The organism is Halomonas urumqiensis (assembly GCF_003028575.1).
Taxonomy (GTDB): Bacteria; Pseudomonadota; Gammaproteobacteria; order Pseudomonadales; family Halomonadaceae; genus Halomonas; species Halomonas urumqiensis.
In genome coordinates this window covers 36,371-52,281 of the sequence record NZ_PYUD01000010.1, presented here as the reverse complement: position 1 = coordinate 52,281, position 15,911 = coordinate 36,371, and the positions used below count along the sequence as shown (strand labels likewise).

Here is a 15,911-nt window from a genome sequence, read left to right as displayed (position 1 = left end):
GTTCATCCATGTCACCTTGATTCAGCCCCAGCGCATCAACACCAGCAACCACAGAATGGAAGCTGCCAGAGCAAACCAAATCGAAATTTCCGTAAAACCGACCACCATCAGGTGGATATAGGCTGCTGAAAGCAGACCGATGAACAGCCGGTCACCACGCGTCGTGGCAAGCGGTAGAAAGCCTCTTCTCTCTACGGTGGGCGAAACCAGCTCCCAGGCTGTCATTCCGATGAGAATCGCCGCAATCGCCGAAAAGAAGATCGCCGTAGGCACAGTCCAGACCATCCATTCCATGACGCACTCCTCCCCTTCAAGTCCTGCCCAGGGCAAAGCCCTTGGCAATATGATTGCGAACGAAATAGACGACCATGATGCCTGGCAATATCGTCAACGTGCCTGCCGCAGCCAGCGCCCCCCAGTCGATCCCTGATGCACCCTTGGTCTGCGTCATTACCGACCCAATGGGCTGGGCGCCAGTTGATGTCAAGGTACTGGCCAGCAGCAGCTCGACCCACGAGAACATGAACAGGAAGAACAGCGTTACCCCGATTCCTGAACTGATCATCGGAATGAATATCTTGACGAAAAACCTGGGAAAGCTGTAGCCGTCAACAAAGGCCGTCTCGTCGATTTCCTTGGGCACACTGCTCATGAATCCCTCGAGAATCCATACCGCCAGCGGGATATTGAAAAGGCAGTGCGCCAGAGCAACGGCAACATGCGTATCGAACAAACCCACCGTGTAATAGAGCTGGAAATAAGGCAGAAGAAATACTGCCGGCGGGGCCATCATATTGGTCAGCAACCAGAAGAAAAGATGCTTGTCACCAATGAACTTGTAGCGACTGAAGGCATAAGCCGCAGGCAGCGCCACACTGATACTGATCAGCATGTTCATCACCACGTAGGCAATGGAATTTATATACCCCATATACCAGCTAGAGTCGGTGAATATCTTCGCATAGTGTTCAAACGTAAAGTCTTGCGGCCACAAAGTCAGCCCACCCAGTATTTCGTTGTTGGACTGGAATGACATGTTGAGAAGCCAGTAGATAGGCAACAGGACGAACAGGATATAGGCCCCCATCAACCCACGCCGACGCCATTGCCGTGTGGCAGATCGGGTCTTGCGACGACGACGATTGTTGGCCAAGGCAGCCTGCTTTCTCACTGCATCAGGAGTGGTGGGTAGTGAATCACTCATGTCAGACCCCTCCTTGGTTTTTATCTTTCTGCATATTCATGATCGCGGTATAGAAAACCCAGCAAACCAGCAGGATGATCAGGAAATAGATCAGCGAGAAAGCAGCGGATGGCCCGAGATCCTGCTGGCCTACGGCCATGGTGACCAGCGATTGACTGAGAAAGGTTGTCGAGCTGCCAGGACCGCCTCCCGTCAGTACGAACGGTTCGGCGTAAATCATGAATGAGTGCATGAAACGCAACAGCACGCCGATGACCAGCACATTGGTCAACTTGGGCAGTTGAATGTAGCGAAACACCGCCCAACGTGACGCGCGATCGATACGCGCGGCTTGATAGTACGCGTCGGGAATCGAGCGCAGGCCGCTGTAGCAGAGCAAGGCGATCAGCGGCGTCCAATGCCAGACATCCATCAATATGATGGTTGCCCAGGCATCCACCGGGCTCGAGGTGATGTTGTAGCCGTAACCCAGCTCGCGAATGCTCCAGCCCATCAGTCCGATATCACCCCGTGTGAACAGTTGCCAGATGCTGCCCACCACGTTCCAGGGAATCAGCAACGGCATGGTCACCAGGATCAACACCGCTGAAGCTTGCCAACCGCTTTTTGGCATGATCAGGGCAATCCCGATACCCAATGGCACCTGGATGGCAAGCACTATCAGTGAAAAGGCGAACTGGCGAAGCAGTGCCGCATGCAGGCTGGGATCATTGAGCATCTCCTTGAACCACTCGGTGCCGGTGAAGAACCGAGTATGCGCATCAAAGACATCCTGAACGGAATAGTTCACGACAGTCATCAAGGGGATGATCGCCGAGAAGGCAACCAGTAGAAGCATGGGCAATATCAGCCACCATGCTCGATTGTTGTAGACTTTATTCATGTTCTAGCTCCACTCGATATTCATCTACATAAAGGCCAAGAAACTGCTCTGGAAAACGCAGGTAGGCCTTGTCTCGTGGAATTCGCTGATCCTCCTCGACACGCGCCTTGAGGGTAATATCGCCAAGTCGTAGCTGAAGTATTGAGTAGGTCCCGAGATCCTGAGAACTCAATATTCTTGCCTCCATGCCGTCCTCGACCGGCTCAGCATGCACTTCGATGAATTCCGGACGGATACCGAGCTTCACGTTAGCGCTTCGCGCGCGCCCGACGGCACTCTTTACCCTTGGAGTAACCTGCAAGGTAACGGCGCCAGAGACCACGTGCTCGCCTTCGATGGCGACCTCGAGAAAGTTCATCCCCGGGCTACCAATGAAGTAGCCAACAAAAGTGTGATTAGGGGTCTCGAACAGTTCCCGAGGGGTGCCGAATTGCACCACCTGCCCTTCGTACATCACCGCGATCTTTTCAGCGAAGGTGGAGGCTTCTAACTGGTCGTGAGTCACGTAGATCATGGTGATGTTGAAGCGCTCATGAATTTCCTTGAGCTTGCGGCGCAATTTCCACTTGAGCTGTGGGTCGATCACCGTGAGCGGTTCATCGAACAGGATGGCCGATACATCATCACGCACCAGACCGCGTCCCATGGACACTTTCTGCTTCTCATCGGCGGTGAGGTTGCGCGCCTTGCGCTTGAGCAGCGGGGTAAGCTCGAGAATGTCGGCAACTTCCGCAACGCGCTGTCTGACCTTGTCCTCGGGTGTGTTGATGTTGCGCAGTGGAAAGGCCAGGTTATCGAACACCGTCATGGTGTCGTAGATCACTGGAAACTGGAAAACCTGCGCAATGTTTCGGGCTTCGGGTGGTAGCTCGTTGACCACGCTGTCATCAAATTCCACTTGCCCATCGGAAGGCTGCAACAACCCCGAGATGATATTGAGCAGCGTTGACTTGCCGCACCCGGACGGCCCAAGCAAGGCATAGGCGCCCCCCTGGTGCCAAACATGATTCATCTCGCGAATCGCATAATCCTCTGGCCCCGCGGGGTTAGGCGAATAGGAGTGGGCCAGCGACTTCAGCGTTATCTGTGCCATATCACTGGGCTCCTATGCGCTTGGGAATGTGCACGACACCGCCGCCATGGTCGAAGGCATAGATCTTGTGCGTAGGGAAATAGACCTTGATGTCCTGGTCGACCGCGAACTCATGGATGCCTGTCAGGTGCAGCACCAGGTGGAACAAGTCGTTGTGCACATGAAGGAAGGTCTCCGACCCGCTGATCTCGGCGATGTCCACTCGCACCTCGATTTCCAGGTCATCATCGCTCTGGGGGGTCAGCGAGATATGCGAGGCGCGCACGCCAAACTGATACTGGCCGGGAGCCAGAGTCTTCAGGTCATCATTGAGGGGAAAGCGCACATCGCGGTCAAAGGTCACCTCCGAACCCGACACCATGGCCGGCACCACGTTGATGGGTGGCTCGGAAAACATCTCGGCCGTGAGAATGTCTCTGGGACGGTGGTAGACATCTTCCGTTGGTCCGTACTGGAGCATCTTGCCTTCGTGCAAGACCGCAGTGTTTCCACCCAGCGCAAGCGCCTCATTAGGTTCTGTGGTGGCGTATACGGCGATGCAGTTGCGGGCACGAAAGAGCTCACGTAGCTCTTCACGAAATTCCTCGCGAAGCTTGTAGTCGAGGTTGACCAGCGGTTCATCAAACAGGATCAGGTCGGCGTCCTTGACAAGGGCTCGCCCCATGGCCGTGCGTTGCTGCTGACCTCCGGAAAGTTCCAGAGGATAGCGGTCGAGAAGGTGCTCGATATGCAGCATCGATGCCGTGTCATGCACGCGTTGGCGAACCTCTTCCGGAACCACCTTGGCCAGCTTCAATGGCGATGCAATGTTGTCGAATACCGTCAGGCTGGGATAGTTGATGAATTGTTGATAAACCATCGACACATTCCGCCGCCGTACCGACACACCGGTAACATCCTCTCCATGCATCAGAACCCGGCCCGCGGTGGGCTGCTCCAACCCGGCCATGATACGCATCAAGGTCGTCTTGCCGGCCAGTGTTCGTCCCAGCAGCACATTGAAGGAACCGGGAGCCAATTCGAGATTGACCCCCTCGATATGGGCCTCTCCATTGACCACATGGTCAATATTTTCAAGTATCAGTGACATGCTGAACTCGCTGTCGTTATTGTCGTGAGCATTCGTGATAACACGGCGTTGTTCGTTTTAGCCGACAAACGATCATAAAATGTTCGATTCCGATAACAAACCTAGCCTAGACAGTATTCAGCGACAACGAAAAACGCCAGGAAATGCGTTATACCTTCGTCTACAATAACAATAAATATATATAATACAGTTACTTAGATTAAAGTCACGGGAGAGAAGCACCGACAGCGCTATGTTCGCTTTCAACAACAAAGCGAGTTCGAACGAACATTCTCTGGCCGGCATGGCAAGCACACCCCCGGCGCAGCACCGCCAGGGGGGGGGAAGGCAAAGAAGGGAGGTAAAAGGAGGGAGAGAGGTAATAAGGAGGGTGATCACGATGTCCGTTGCTTGAGCCACCACAGGGCATGGCAGGCACCAGGCAGCCAGCCAAGCAGAGTCAGGAACACGTTCAGCACAAGGGTCTTGCCTCGCAGCCCTGCCAACCCAAGCGCCAGTGGCGGCAGCAGCACAGCAAGCACGAGCAGTGCCAGGCGGGGACGCTTGGGCAGGGACCCGACAAGCGCTTCAGGGGCTTCGCCGACAGTGTGATCCTCTTCGTGGACCACGTGGCCAGGGTCGAAGGTCTCGACGCTCCTGTCAGGCATCACGAGCTCAGCGTCGCCCTTCGGCCCGCGATCGTCTCGCTGCTGATGGTCCAGGCCATGCCGATGCGCTTCCAGGTCTATCTTCTGTTCGATCGACTTGGCACTCTCAGCGAGCTCGGCGTGGTGGCGTTCCCAATCCTCCCAATCATGGGGAGTACCGGAGTGGGGACGATGATCACCCGCCTCACGCGCCCTAGACCAGGCCTTTTCCTCGAGGGTGTTGGGTCGCTCTTGATCGCGCTCGCCATCGAGCCCCTTCCTGGCGAGATATTCCCGGGCATCCATGGCGCCTCCAATCAGTGGATGAGTGACAACCTAAGGCATCTTACCGCCTTGGAACAATGACGGAAGCGCGGGTTCCCCCGGGTAAATCAATATGCCAACGTCGCGCAGCGTTGGCAGATCGACGATAAGCTTTGATTGTCACGGGTAAGAGTCAGCTATGCTGAAACCGAAATCGGCGCAAGGAGAATAGCCATGCCCAACAAGGCCCCTACCATTGTCCGTGAAATCATGTCCCGTGATTGCTACAGAGTGACCGGCAAGACCTCGGTCTCCACGCTTGCCGAAGGGCTGGCACTGCATCGACTTCCCGGCGTTCCGGTGGTCGACGAACGCGATCACCTGATCGGCTTCATTTCCGAGCAAGATGTGCTGGGCAAGGTACTGGAAAGCGCCTATCTCAACGAGGAGCCGCCGCTGGTCAGGGAACTGATGCGCAATGAAGTGCTGTCGGTGTCCCCCACCAAGAGTATCACCGACCTCGCCCAGGAGATGCTCGGCGCCAAGCCGAAGGTCTACCCGGTGGTTGAACAGCAGCGACTGGTCGGCATCGTCACGCGCCGCGATGTCTTAAGCGCCATCATCAGGATGCGCCATCGCTGAACCGCCTTTCCGTTGATGGATCCGACAACGCCCCACACCAGGGGCTTTTTCTGCGTATGGCAGCCGTTGCCGGGGCTTCAAGCGCAAAAGAAAGCCGCCTCACAATGGGAGGCGGCAAGATTTGATCGAATCAGCTAGTCAGGCAAACAGTGTTAGCGACTGCTATCGCGCTGCTGCCTGTGCTAGTTATGACACCATCAGGAAGAAAAGTTCTCTTTGGCATGTAAAATTTCGTGAGCACCATGTAACCCACCAAACCGCATCCTCTCGGGTGCCCTCAAGGGGTAGCCAAAACAACGTGTTATCCAGCATGCACCGAGAATGTCATGGGACAGCTTGCAATGCCTAAGCAATTGGTTTTACTATCGAAATAGCAAGCGGGTGTAGCTCAATGGTAGAGCAGAAGCTTCCCAAGCTTAAGACGAGGGTTCGATTCCCTTCACCCGCTCCATCCGGCTTTTAACCTACTGATCTCCAAGATTTTTCCCACCTTTCATGGGGTTAGGTGCTACAGGAATGGCTACACAAGTGGCTACACCTGATCCCCGCTCCAGTGATATCCTCGCCCTACTCGTACATTGGTCGAATAGAGGGCGAACATCATGGCCAGAGGCAAGCCCACCGACACCCGCAGCCTTCGCCAACGTGGCAACGTCTGGTTCATCCAGAAGCGGCTATCCCCTACCCTCGCCAAGCACCTTGGCAAGAAGATCCTCCAGCAGAGCACCCAGACAGGCGACCTCGATGAAGCCTGTCGGATACGGGACCGAGTGCTTGCCGACCTGGGCGACCTTGAAGCCCAGCTGAAGGGTGAAGCCTCGCAGCGCCAGCAGAGGCGCATGTTCCTCCAGGCACGGGACCAGCTCAGGGAGACAGCAGACTCGCTAGTCAGCACCGATACTCGCGATCCTGTGGGCCTGTCTGACGTAATAGACCCCGAGAAGCTCCCAGAGATCGAGCAGGACGCCTTCAGGAGTGTCTATGAGGGGGATATACCAGCCCGCTACCGTCTGACCCTGAGAGCGGCTCTAGAGGACTGGAAAGCGTCCCCGCTGGTAGAGCGTAAGCCCTCGACCCGATCAAAGAACGAGCTGGCCATGGAGCGTTTGCTGGCGCACCTGGGTGAGGATGACGTAGCACTGGTCTCCATCGACCGTCGACAGGTCAAAGGCTTCATCACCTCGATGCTTGGCGAGGGCAAGACGAAGCAGACAGTGGCCAACTACCTCTCGGGACTGTCGGCCATCTGGCATCACGCCGAATACTCGATGGAAGAGGAACTGCCAAACGGCAACCCGTTCAAGGGTCACCAACTCAAACCCAAGGCCAGCGTCAGGAGCTACGACCAGTTCACGAGAGCTGAGGTAGAAGCAATCTTCGCGGCTACCGATGAGAATCAAGGCATCTACCGACAGCTGCCCCGCCTGGGCTTCTATACGGGAGCCCGCATCGATGAACTCTGTTCGTTGAAGGTGACGGACATCATCCAACGGCAAGGCATCTGGTGTCTGGCGATCCGTGAGGGGAAAAACAGGAACGCCACCAGGGAAGTACCGCTGCATCCAGAGATCAAGGCTCCCGTACTCGACCAGCTCAAGCACGCCAAGGCAGCGGGGGTTGAGTATCTGTTCACGGAAGCCGAGGCAACCAAACGCAGTGACGGCAAAAAGAGCCCGAAGTTCTCACAGTGGTTCAGCCGGTTGATGGCAAAGACCATCGTCAGGGAAGACCGAAAGCTCTGCTTCCACTCGTTCAGGACCACCGCCATCACCATCATGGGGGACGCAGGAGTGAGTGAATCGGTCATCGTGTGGATCACGGGGCATGAGCGAGGACTTACTACTGCCAACAGGGTGTACAACAGAGGGCCGACCTTCAGGACGAGGCTGGAGGCGGTGGAGACGATACGGCTGGAGGCTCTGCACTGAGCGCTTTGGGCTTGCACACATAGCAAGCCGATAGCTACGGTGATTGTCGAGAAAGATATGTACTCGACGGCAGGGAAGTAGAGCTAAACGATGAAAAAACAGCAAGGTCAGACTGATTACAGTGCGTTGATAGGGGTAGCTCTTGGGGTGGTCAGTGTACTGGCTTGGTTTACCCACGTCATCACGTCTCTAGGTGAAGGCTGGTGGGGGTTCCTCATCGCGGGAGCCCTCTTCTTCCCGATTGGGATCATTCATGGTGTTGGGCTCTGGCTGGGCTTCTTTTAACACCCAATGAAACCGCAGCGACTCCAAGTAGAGGAATGATACATCCCATGTTGAAAAGTCCGCTATTCAAAGGTCCCCTCACAATAATTGCCATTTTGATCTCCTTCGACTCATCAGCAGAAATGATGACAGTTCAAGAGGTCAAAGATTACTACCACGGCGGCATGTCGGAAGAACTCATTGCAACAAGTTACTCACAAGGTGTTTTCGACGGCATGATTGCTATGGAAGGCGCTCGCAGAAATGAGGGCAAAGGGGGAAATGAGTTCTGTGACTTATTCGAAAGGGAGCAAAATGATAACCCCATTCGACATCCTGCCTATCGAACCGAGCAGCTAATTGAAGATTGGCAGGAGGGCGGCTATCCAATGGATGCCCCCTTCGCAGACCTGGCCATAAGCTACTTATCGGGACAATACGGCTGTTGAACCAATTCTTCATCCCAACCTTCACAAGGCAGCCGGTGGTGAGAACCGCAAGCGTCCCAGCTTGTGGGCGTCCAACCTTCAAACCCAAGACCTGATCGATGAGGTCAAAGCCCAAAATCGGGCTTCGGAACCTATCGTCTCCACTCGCGGAGGCACTGGTTCCAGCACCTACGTCGTCAAGGAGCTGGTCTACGCCTATGCCATGTGGATCAGCCCCAAGTTCCACCTGAAGGTCATCCGTGCATACGACCAGCTTCAAACCGAAGGCGTTGCGGTCGCTGACCATGCCGCCGACGACCTGATCGATAACCCGCTCGACTACATGGAGAAGCTCCTGGGTCAGGCGAAGCAACTGAAGGCTGAACGGCTCCACCTGTCCTAGATACGGCTGCGAGGCCCTCTAATCGCTTTCCATCTCCTCGCTAGACCACCCCTACTGCCTCTCCTCTCGAAGCCCATCACAAAGCCTCACAGCACCATCACAATTTTCCCTCACTCCAGGGAGAGCCACCTCCCACCTCAACGTGGACCGTCTGCCCTACTGGCGGGAATCTCGCTCCCGTTCACTGGCTGAGATTATGCCCACTGCGGGCAAGGGGCCATGAAGCCCTCCTCCTCCAGGCAATTACCATGCACTTCAGGGAGGGATGCAGCCCTGCTACCCAGGCAATCGACCCTGACCCAAGGAGTGAGCCTGGCCGTCTCGGGTAATTACCAGACACCTCAGGGGGGGGGGGTGAGCTTCCTTCCACTCATCACAGCGTTCAAGCGAGCCAGTCTCACTGGCGTTCGCCGTCCGGCACGGACATGAGGACGCTTCCACCACACCACCTGACCTCTCATCAGTAGAGCCACCTACCAGCCAAGCGCAGGACTGGGCCTTTCGTACGCCCGGTCAGGTAGTCCTGTGCCTATGGGCTTGTGGTGGGCTCGCTGGTGGGTGGTTCTACTTATGAGGAAAGTACGATATGACCATGAATGCCGCAACTGCTGGGGCCACTGACAGCCCTATCCGCTCCAATGTTGAGAGGTTCAATAGAAGCGGGACGCCGGGCTACCATGAAATGGTGGCCCGTGGGATAGCACTCAAGGAACGATCAGAGAAAAACCTCCAAGAGATCGACAACCTTCCGTATGATGCGTGGCCGTTCGGTCTAGGCACTGGGCCAGTCCACCCGATAGAGCAGATGCCGACCTTGACGAGGCGGTTGGGTAGAGGTCGAACAGCCAAGCTCCGTGCTCAATTCAATGGTAAACCTGTGACGCTCGAAAAGGCTTCTACCACTTCCCGCAACGGAGGCAATCGAGAGAAGCGCATCGAGAATACCGTACGGTCAGCCATGCGAGGGCGAGGGGTCGGCGATTTAGGCTGTCCTGCCTCAGATATTCTGTCTGGAATAGCGAACCTCGATCACCACAACCAGAAAGAGAGGAACATACCGCTCAACAAGATCAGCCTGTATGTAATCCTCCAAGAGATTGACGTGATCACAACGAGGGAAGTCAAGGGGCTTCTCGATGTGGGAGACCGTCAGGCTAGGAAGTATGTCAAGGCTTGTGAGATGGCACTTCCTTTCTTGGAGCGGTCGTTAGTGACAAAGGACATACAACCCCCCACGGAAAACGCTGAAGAAGGACTTTTCGACTACCCAATGAATGTGATCCCAGAGGACTGGCTGGATGACTGGATTCAAACAGAGCCCTATCCAATAGCATATTTAAATCAGCAGATTGGAAGCTCTTTCTAACGGACGCAGTATTAGGGCAACCCGGAAGATGAACAGAGTGAAAAACTGACTGAGAGTAATCGAACTGCCTTATCTATGGAGGATATTTCAACCGTGGTGAATACCACGAAAAAAGACTGCCTGTAGGGTTCGCCTTCAGGGCATCCGTCAGACGATCTATCGAGAGTCGATGGTTGGACTGACACATGGTCCTGAAGATGGGTCCAATATCTCGCTTCGCTCGGGGCTGACATCATTACTTCCTTGGCTCCGCCGTAGACGCTACTGAAGACTTCCGGTCAGTCTCATCGATCAACCTCCCGCTCATCTACCAGTACACCCAACGACATCGATAGACCTGCGTCAGGCTATCGAGAAGGCTCGTCCCTTGAGCCATCCCTTTCGATCATCACCAGCACATTCTCGAAGACAGTCGGTCAGACTGGCGGTTTCGTCCGTCTGCTGGTCCGTCTGTCTGAAGGGAACCGACTGTCTCCGACAATGAGGACGAAACAATCATGGTTGCACCAAACACACTCTCGAATACCAATAGCTCGACCGATACCATCAGCATCTTCACCGACGGTGCCTGTACCAATAACGGTCAGAGCAATCCACAAGGTGGCTGGGGGGCTGTTCTGCTCAGTGCCTCTGGACACCGCCTGAAGATCGCTGACAAGCTCCAAGGTGAACCTGTGACCAACAATCGGGCCGAGTTGACCGCCGTCATTGAAGCTCTGTCAGCACTGAAGAAGGCGTCCACTGTAGACCTGACCACCGATAGCGAGTACGTCATGAAGGGAGCCACGGAATGGCTTCACGGGTGGAAACGGAAAGGCTGGAAGACGGCCAGCAAGAAGCCCGTCAAGAATGCCGACCTGTGGCAGCAACTCGATAAACTGCTGGGGGTTCACTCCGTCCGGTTCCACTGGGTCCGTGGTCACGATGGACACCCAGAGAACGAACTGGCCGATGCTCTGGCGGTGGCTGGGGCTGACGGTCAGTCAGTGAAGGAGTACGGCTAAACAAGCCTGACCCAGGAGCGTCTCCATGTAGGGCAGCGGGTTGTCGAGCAGGTCATCGGCAGCGTGTTCAGCCACTGCCACTCCATCTGTCTGGAGCCGGTCGAACGCACGGATCACCTTCACCTTGAACGCGGGGCTGATCCACATGGCGTAGGAGTAGACCAGCTCCTTGACGACGAAGGTGCCACCGTAGCGACCACGTTTGGAATTGACTGGGTTAAAAGCGGGATTTCCCGCCTTTAACTCATCGACCAACTCGGTGGCCTTGCCATAGCGCAGCCACTCGCTCGGCTTATCCTTCGGATCACCACCGGCTGCCTTGTGGAGGTCGTTGAGGTTGTAGCGACCGTGGTCGTCCTGGCGAACGGTCATGTCTGCGACGGTAAGGGTCTGGTTGTTGCTCATTGCGTAGCTCTTTCGCGAAATCTGACTGACCATCAAGGCGTTGGTCCTGTCGATTTGCTCATGTGGCGAGAAATGCAGACGCACATAGATTCGATCTGCATGTGATCCATCAACATGGTGGGGGCTTACGTGTCTGACTGCGTGTCGACTCTACAGCGACAGAGGAACGGGACTCCTACCAACGGTCAGCCAGCGACCTGACCACCCCGGCTATTTTGTGGCGAATATCTGAGCCAGTATTGATGTATATAGAGCAGCGCGATTACCCCACGGTGCCCCTGGCTAAGGCCTATGGTGGATGTATGAGATCGACTTTTTGATACCCAGGGGTATGCATAACACGGACGGATACTCATCCCCCCATTCTGAATCTCAAGGGTTACAGCACGGGGTCATGCTTGGAGTCTGCCCACCGATCCATGGACAGGCCACACTGATTCCAAGCGAGTTGTCCAACCATCGGCACCCGCAGGAAAACATCGCCAGCGACCAGTCGGACTTTCAGTCCCATGATGGTCAGCTCCATGCCACGGCGTGTTAACTCGATCCGCATTGTTTTGACTCCTTGCACTCGCTCTTGCGAGCTGCGTCTAGCTGTCTGGTGGTAGTTCATCAGCGCCCCTTCTGAGCGCCAGCAGGAACACGCTACAGGTCATGCCGATTATAGGTAAGGCTTTGATTATAATGGATTAACCCTCTTTCGAATGTGATTCGGTATGGGATAGCAGGAATCGCCTGTGCCTCTTCGCATCTGGTGGAAACCAATGCACCACTGGATAAGTCAGACCGATGAGCAATCGGCACAGATGGCATACTTTCGAAGTGCCCGGCTCCAATAGCCTAGTCTCAACAACCGTCCGTCTTATGATCCCAACGACTGGCCTCCTATGCTGGTATCAACAATTCAGGGTTGACGGATGATACCACCCCTATTAGCCTGATACCACGTTAAGCGATACCAGCATTATAGAGGGGAAACCAGCATGAGCCGCACCTTCGCCTATTGCCGAGTGAGCACCGTCGAGCAGTCCACCGACAACCAAGTGGCTGCCATAGAGAGAGCCATCGGGCATCTTGTAGAGCCGCACAGGATTGTCTCGGAGACCATCAGTGGGTCAGTTCAGGCAATGGAGAGGCCAGCCTTCAAGGCCATGGTGGAGCACAAGCTAGAGCCTGGAGACACCTTGGTAGTCTTGAAGTTGGACCGGCTGGGCAGGGACAACATCGATGTACAGCAGACCATCACGAAACTCTCCGAAGCTGGTGTCAAGGTAGTCTCCTTGGACCTACCAGCACAGGACTTGGCGAGCAGTGAGGGTAAGCTGCTGCTACAGATGTTCGCTGCATTCGCCGAGTTCGAGCGGAACCGGATCAGGGAGAGGACACAGGAAGGACTGGAGAGAGCCAAGAGGCAGGGCAAGAAGCTCGGTCGGCCTGTCGCCAAGGACACGACGGAGAAAGTCCAAAGGCTCAAGGCACAAGGGCTCAGTCAGTCACAGGCGGCGGCTCAGGCTGGTCTGGGGATTGCCACAGTCAAGAGGCACTGGAACGCTCGCTAGACGAACATGAGCAGGGCATAAATAATAGATATAAAAATCACCCTATCGATGAATGTTTGTTATGTACGTTCATTAGTGGTGGGGTGATTTATTTCAATCGTACTGCGCGTATTCTAGCCAAAAGTGAATTGATATTGAGATAGGTTGGGGTTATAGTTGTAGATGTATGTCATACATGATAAAAAGCGCTAGGAAAGCAGGGGTCATATGCTCAACTCAAAGTTATTAATTGCATCAACGGCTTTGGTGTCGTTGACAGCGTGTTCCTCAATGGCCATAGAGCGAAAGATTGCTGGTTATGATGATGCGAAAAGTGACTTGATGAAATATAACCAACATCAGGTGTTGGCGTGGGATGTCGGGGTCGAGGAAAAAACCAAATCCAACTCCTCACAACCCAAAACTGAACTCATAAAAAGTGAGTGTGCTGATGATTTTAGCCGTAATGCTAATAACGTTATGAATAGCTTGTCTTTTCGAGATAGTATTTCTTATAACTTGTTCGCAATCAACAGAGATGCGGCGTCAGAGGCAACAAGCGAATTCGAAAAATGTGCCAGTGATTATAATGCCATCGCTGAGTACAGATATGTTCACAGTGAAAAGAATGAATGGGTCACTATCAATGAATGGGTTCGCCAGATGCGTAGCTACGACTACCAGAGGAAGCTGGCCCTCGGCGAACTAGAAGAAGCGAGAGAAAATGATGCTTCGTTAAAAAGGACAATCGGAGTGATTACTGCTGTTGGGGTTGCAGCAGCTGCAGCGGCATCAGCTGCGCACAATACTAGCTATGCAGCTCCGATAAGCAGCTATACTAACTCTAACCGACACTGGGTGAATAGCTACTTTCGAACTGATGGCACCTATGTTCCAGGCCATTGGAGAACTAACCCCAACGATACATGCTTAGATAATATTAATGGATGTTAAGTGGCTAGGCACCTATGAGCTGTTATGACATTGCCTGTTGAATCACCGACGGGCATTTTGCGTTATAGAAAGAGGAATTTATGCTATACAAACAAATTCTGATTTTTTTACCGGCAGCAGCATCTCCGAGACTATTGTCACTCTTTGCTTGGGCTAATTGATGGCTCAGTTTGACGACATGTTACTAGGTTTTCTTTGGTTGCTGTGAGCAGCCAGCATGGGCACAAAGCCTTACCGTTCTTACTACATACTGGAGGACGTACGGAGATATCTTCATCTAGTTTATTCATTGCCTTTCTTCACCCCATCCGTGAAAAATTTAATGTACTGCTCTTGTATACAGTTATAATAACCCTCGAAGTCTCTATATTGCCCAAGACCTTCCATAACTAGATCAAGATTTCCCTTTATTTCTTTAAGCCACTCATTGTTTGTATCTATATTATAGAATGGCTCGCAAATATTTAAAGCGGCTCGACCGTAGCCAGGTTTGTTAGCATATTTATTTGCGAAATCTGATACTTTATCTTGATACTCAGCTCTTTTCAAACTACATTGATTGAGTTTTTCTCCTTCACAGTTAATTACATCCATTGCATGAAATAGAAAGTATCTCTGAAAACATGAATTAGGCATAGGGGTATCGATGCAGTGTGTTTTTATAGTATCACAATCTTTTTTTCCGATATCATTACAAAGCTCTGAAGCACTCTCTGATATTAGTTTATCTTTTGACGCCAGCTCATCAATGTCGTACGCGAAACCTTGCGCATGAGAATAATTAAACGCGAAAAGTAAAACCGCACAGAACATGGCTACTAAAGTCAGTTTTTTATTCATAAGCCACTCCATAATGCTGAACAGTTAAAATACCTTAAATTCAATATCTATCTATTGGCTCTATGCAATGAGAAACTCAAGGATATTGCTAATATAAAAACTTAAAAATTTGACCTCCCGATTAATACACTGAATCACAGAATTTATTCCATTGGCAAGAATTAATACAATACATTACGCTCCTACCCATTTTTCACATGTCGGGATAATTCTCACTTATGAGACTCAAGGGTAGAGATCAAAAATGATGCCATGGTTCCTGCCAAGTTGACAGCAAGTTCTGCATGACGCGGGCTAGGCTTTACTGCTTTTGGTCCTTGACCATGAGCATCACCAATTTTGTTTCGCACCTCTCCCAAACCGGTCACGATATTGGAGCAGCCTCCAAGGATGCGCTTGAAGATATCCTCCATGTGTTGCTCCGGAGCTAGGTTTAGCGCTTGCGAAGCCTTTTTATAAAGAACGGGAAGGTCATCGCTCCGGCCAGTATACTCCTGGCCTTCTACATCTTCGATAATGTGCTTGCAAGTACTCTCGACCAAGGTCTTGGCCATGGTGATCGCACCTTCAGGGTCTGACATCCTCCGTGACAACGCCTTGTGCCAAGCTGCATGAACATGCTCGGAATCGTACCTCTCCAGGTTCTCGGTAACCGTCATGTCAGACGGTGCGCCCACTTCTTCCAGCTTGTCCAGAAGTGGCCTGAACTCGCCCCAGACGTACTCGCGACGCTCGGCATAGCTTGGCCACTGCTTTATGAATCCCCAGAATTGATCCGGAGTCCGGCACGTCTTGACCATATGAGGGACCAGAGGAGCAATGCTGCCATCTGACAGGAGAGCTTGTCTGACTTGACCGTACTCCCATGGTGAAGCATCTCCACCAGTCGCACGAGACACCATCATGTTCTGAAGAGATTCGGCTTGCTCCAGCAAGAAGCTCCTATCCATGCAGCATTCCTTCAACGGTATGAGACTGA

General features: G+C 53.3%; 18 protein-coding genes and 1 tRNA gene. 10 read left to right on the top strand and 9 right to left on the bottom strand.

Annotated features, from left to right (window positions below; translation table 11 throughout):
• Positions 1-21: 21 nt before the first annotated feature.
• The 6 genes from C6V82_RS16960 to C6V82_RS16935 form a co-directional block, all read right to left on the bottom strand.
• Entirely contained in the window at positions 22-294 is a 273-nt protein-coding gene (locus C6V82_RS16960; protein ID WP_102587524.1) for a DUF2160 domain-containing protein, read from the bottom strand.
• A gap of 16 nt (positions 295-310) precedes the next feature.
• Positions 311-1,204, bottom strand: coding sequence for a carbohydrate ABC transporter permease (locus tag C6V82_RS16955; protein ID WP_219724487.1), 894 nt, complete (start codon positions 1,202-1,204; stop codon positions 311-313).
• 1 nt (position 1,205) lies between these two features.
• The gene (locus C6V82_RS16950) at positions 1,206-2,087 is read right to left on the bottom strand and encodes a carbohydrate ABC transporter permease (protein WP_102587525.1); all 882 of its coding nucleotides are present in this window, start codon (positions 2,085-2,087) and stop codon (positions 1,206-1,208) included.
• The gene (locus C6V82_RS16945; RefSeq protein ID WP_102587526.1) at positions 2,080-3,180 is read right to left on the bottom strand and encodes an ABC transporter ATP-binding protein; all 1,101 of its coding nucleotides are present in this window, start codon (positions 3,178-3,180) and stop codon (positions 2,080-2,082) included. Before C6V82_RS16945 ends, C6V82_RS16950 begins: the two co-directional genes overlap by 8 nt.
• 1 nt (position 3,181) lies before the next feature.
• Complete coding sequence (locus C6V82_RS16940) at positions 3,182-4,270, bottom strand: ABC transporter ATP-binding protein (protein ID WP_102587527.1); 1,089 nt, start codon at positions 4,268-4,270, stop codon at positions 3,182-3,184.
• Between the two features lie 374 nt (positions 4,271-4,644).
• Positions 4,645-5,202, bottom strand: a complete 558-nt coding sequence (locus C6V82_RS16935) for a YqaE/Pmp3 family membrane protein (protein WP_102587528.1) — start codon at positions 5,200-5,202, stop codon at positions 4,645-4,647.
• 192 nt (positions 5,203-5,394) lie between these two features.
• Here C6V82_RS16935 and C6V82_RS16930 point away from each other — a divergent pair, with 192 nt between their 5' ends.
• From C6V82_RS16930 to rnhA, 8 genes are all read left to right on the top strand, one after another.
• A complete protein-coding gene (locus C6V82_RS16930; protein ID WP_102587529.1) occupies positions 5,395-5,802 on the top strand; it encodes a CBS domain-containing protein in 408 nt (135 codons plus the stop codon).
• A 377-nt stretch (positions 5,803-6,179) separates the two neighbouring features.
• Positions 6,180-6,253 (top strand) — tRNA-Gly (locus C6V82_RS16925).
• Positions 6,254-6,404: 151 nt separating this feature from the next.
• Entirely contained in the window at positions 6,405-7,730 is a 1,326-nt protein-coding gene (locus tag C6V82_RS16920) for a tyrosine-type recombinase/integrase (RefSeq protein ID WP_102587530.1), read from the top strand.
• Between the two features lie 90 nt (positions 7,731-7,820).
• Complete coding sequence (locus C6V82_RS16915) at positions 7,821-8,015, top strand: hypothetical protein (protein WP_102587531.1); 195 nt, start codon at positions 7,821-7,823, stop codon at positions 8,013-8,015.
• 47 nt (positions 8,016-8,062) lie between these two features.
• Positions 8,063-8,443 carry a hypothetical protein gene (locus C6V82_RS16910; protein WP_102587532.1) on the top strand — a complete coding sequence of 127 codons (381 nt, stop codon included), beginning with the start codon at positions 8,063-8,065 and terminating at the stop codon, positions 8,441-8,443.
• 4 nt (positions 8,444-8,447) lie between these two features.
• Positions 8,448-8,825 (top strand): KilA-N domain-containing protein, encoded by a 378-nt coding sequence (locus C6V82_RS16905; RefSeq protein WP_102587533.1) that lies wholly within the window; start codon positions 8,448-8,450, stop codon positions 8,823-8,825.
• Between the two features lie 586 nt (positions 8,826-9,411).
• Positions 9,412-10,191 carry a hypothetical protein gene (locus C6V82_RS16900; RefSeq protein WP_102587534.1) on the top strand — a complete coding sequence of 260 codons (780 nt, stop codon included), beginning with the start codon at positions 9,412-9,414 and terminating at the stop codon, positions 10,189-10,191.
• A gap of 497 nt (positions 10,192-10,688) precedes the next feature.
• A complete protein-coding gene (rnhA, locus tag C6V82_RS16895) occupies positions 10,689-11,195 on the top strand; it encodes a ribonuclease HI (RefSeq protein ID WP_102587535.1) in 507 nt (168 codons plus the stop codon).
• Here the strand turns inward: rnhA and C6V82_RS16890 are convergent.
• A complete protein-coding gene (locus C6V82_RS16890; RefSeq protein ID WP_180978246.1) occupies positions 11,175-11,600 on the bottom strand; it encodes a KilA-N domain-containing protein in 426 nt (141 codons plus the stop codon). The two genes, rnhA and C6V82_RS16890, sit on opposite strands and share 21 nt — an antisense overlap.
• Positions 11,601-12,583: 983 nt before the next feature.
• Here C6V82_RS16890 and C6V82_RS16885 point away from each other — a divergent pair.
• Positions 12,584-13,159: a recombinase family protein gene (locus C6V82_RS16885; RefSeq protein WP_102587537.1), complete on the top strand. Its 576-nt coding sequence runs from the start codon at positions 12,584-12,586 to the stop codon at positions 13,157-13,159.
• 207 nt (positions 13,160-13,366) lie between these two features.
• Positions 13,367-14,092, top strand: a complete 726-nt coding sequence (locus C6V82_RS18060; RefSeq protein WP_146009666.1) for a hypothetical protein — start codon at positions 13,367-13,369, stop codon at positions 14,090-14,092.
• Positions 14,093-14,374: 282 nt separating this feature from the next.
• On the opposite strand, the gene C6V82_RS18055 is transcribed toward C6V82_RS18060, so the two are convergent.
• Positions 14,375-14,932 (bottom strand): hypothetical protein, encoded by a 558-nt coding sequence (locus tag C6V82_RS18055; protein WP_146009667.1) that lies wholly within the window; start codon positions 14,930-14,932, stop codon positions 14,375-14,377.
• A 212-nt stretch (positions 14,933-15,144) separates the two neighbouring features.
• Complete coding sequence (locus tag C6V82_RS18325) at positions 15,145-15,882, bottom strand: abortive infection family protein (RefSeq protein WP_102587538.1); 738 nt, start codon at positions 15,880-15,882, stop codon at positions 15,145-15,147.
• Between the last annotated feature and the right edge of the window lie 29 nt (positions 15,883-15,911).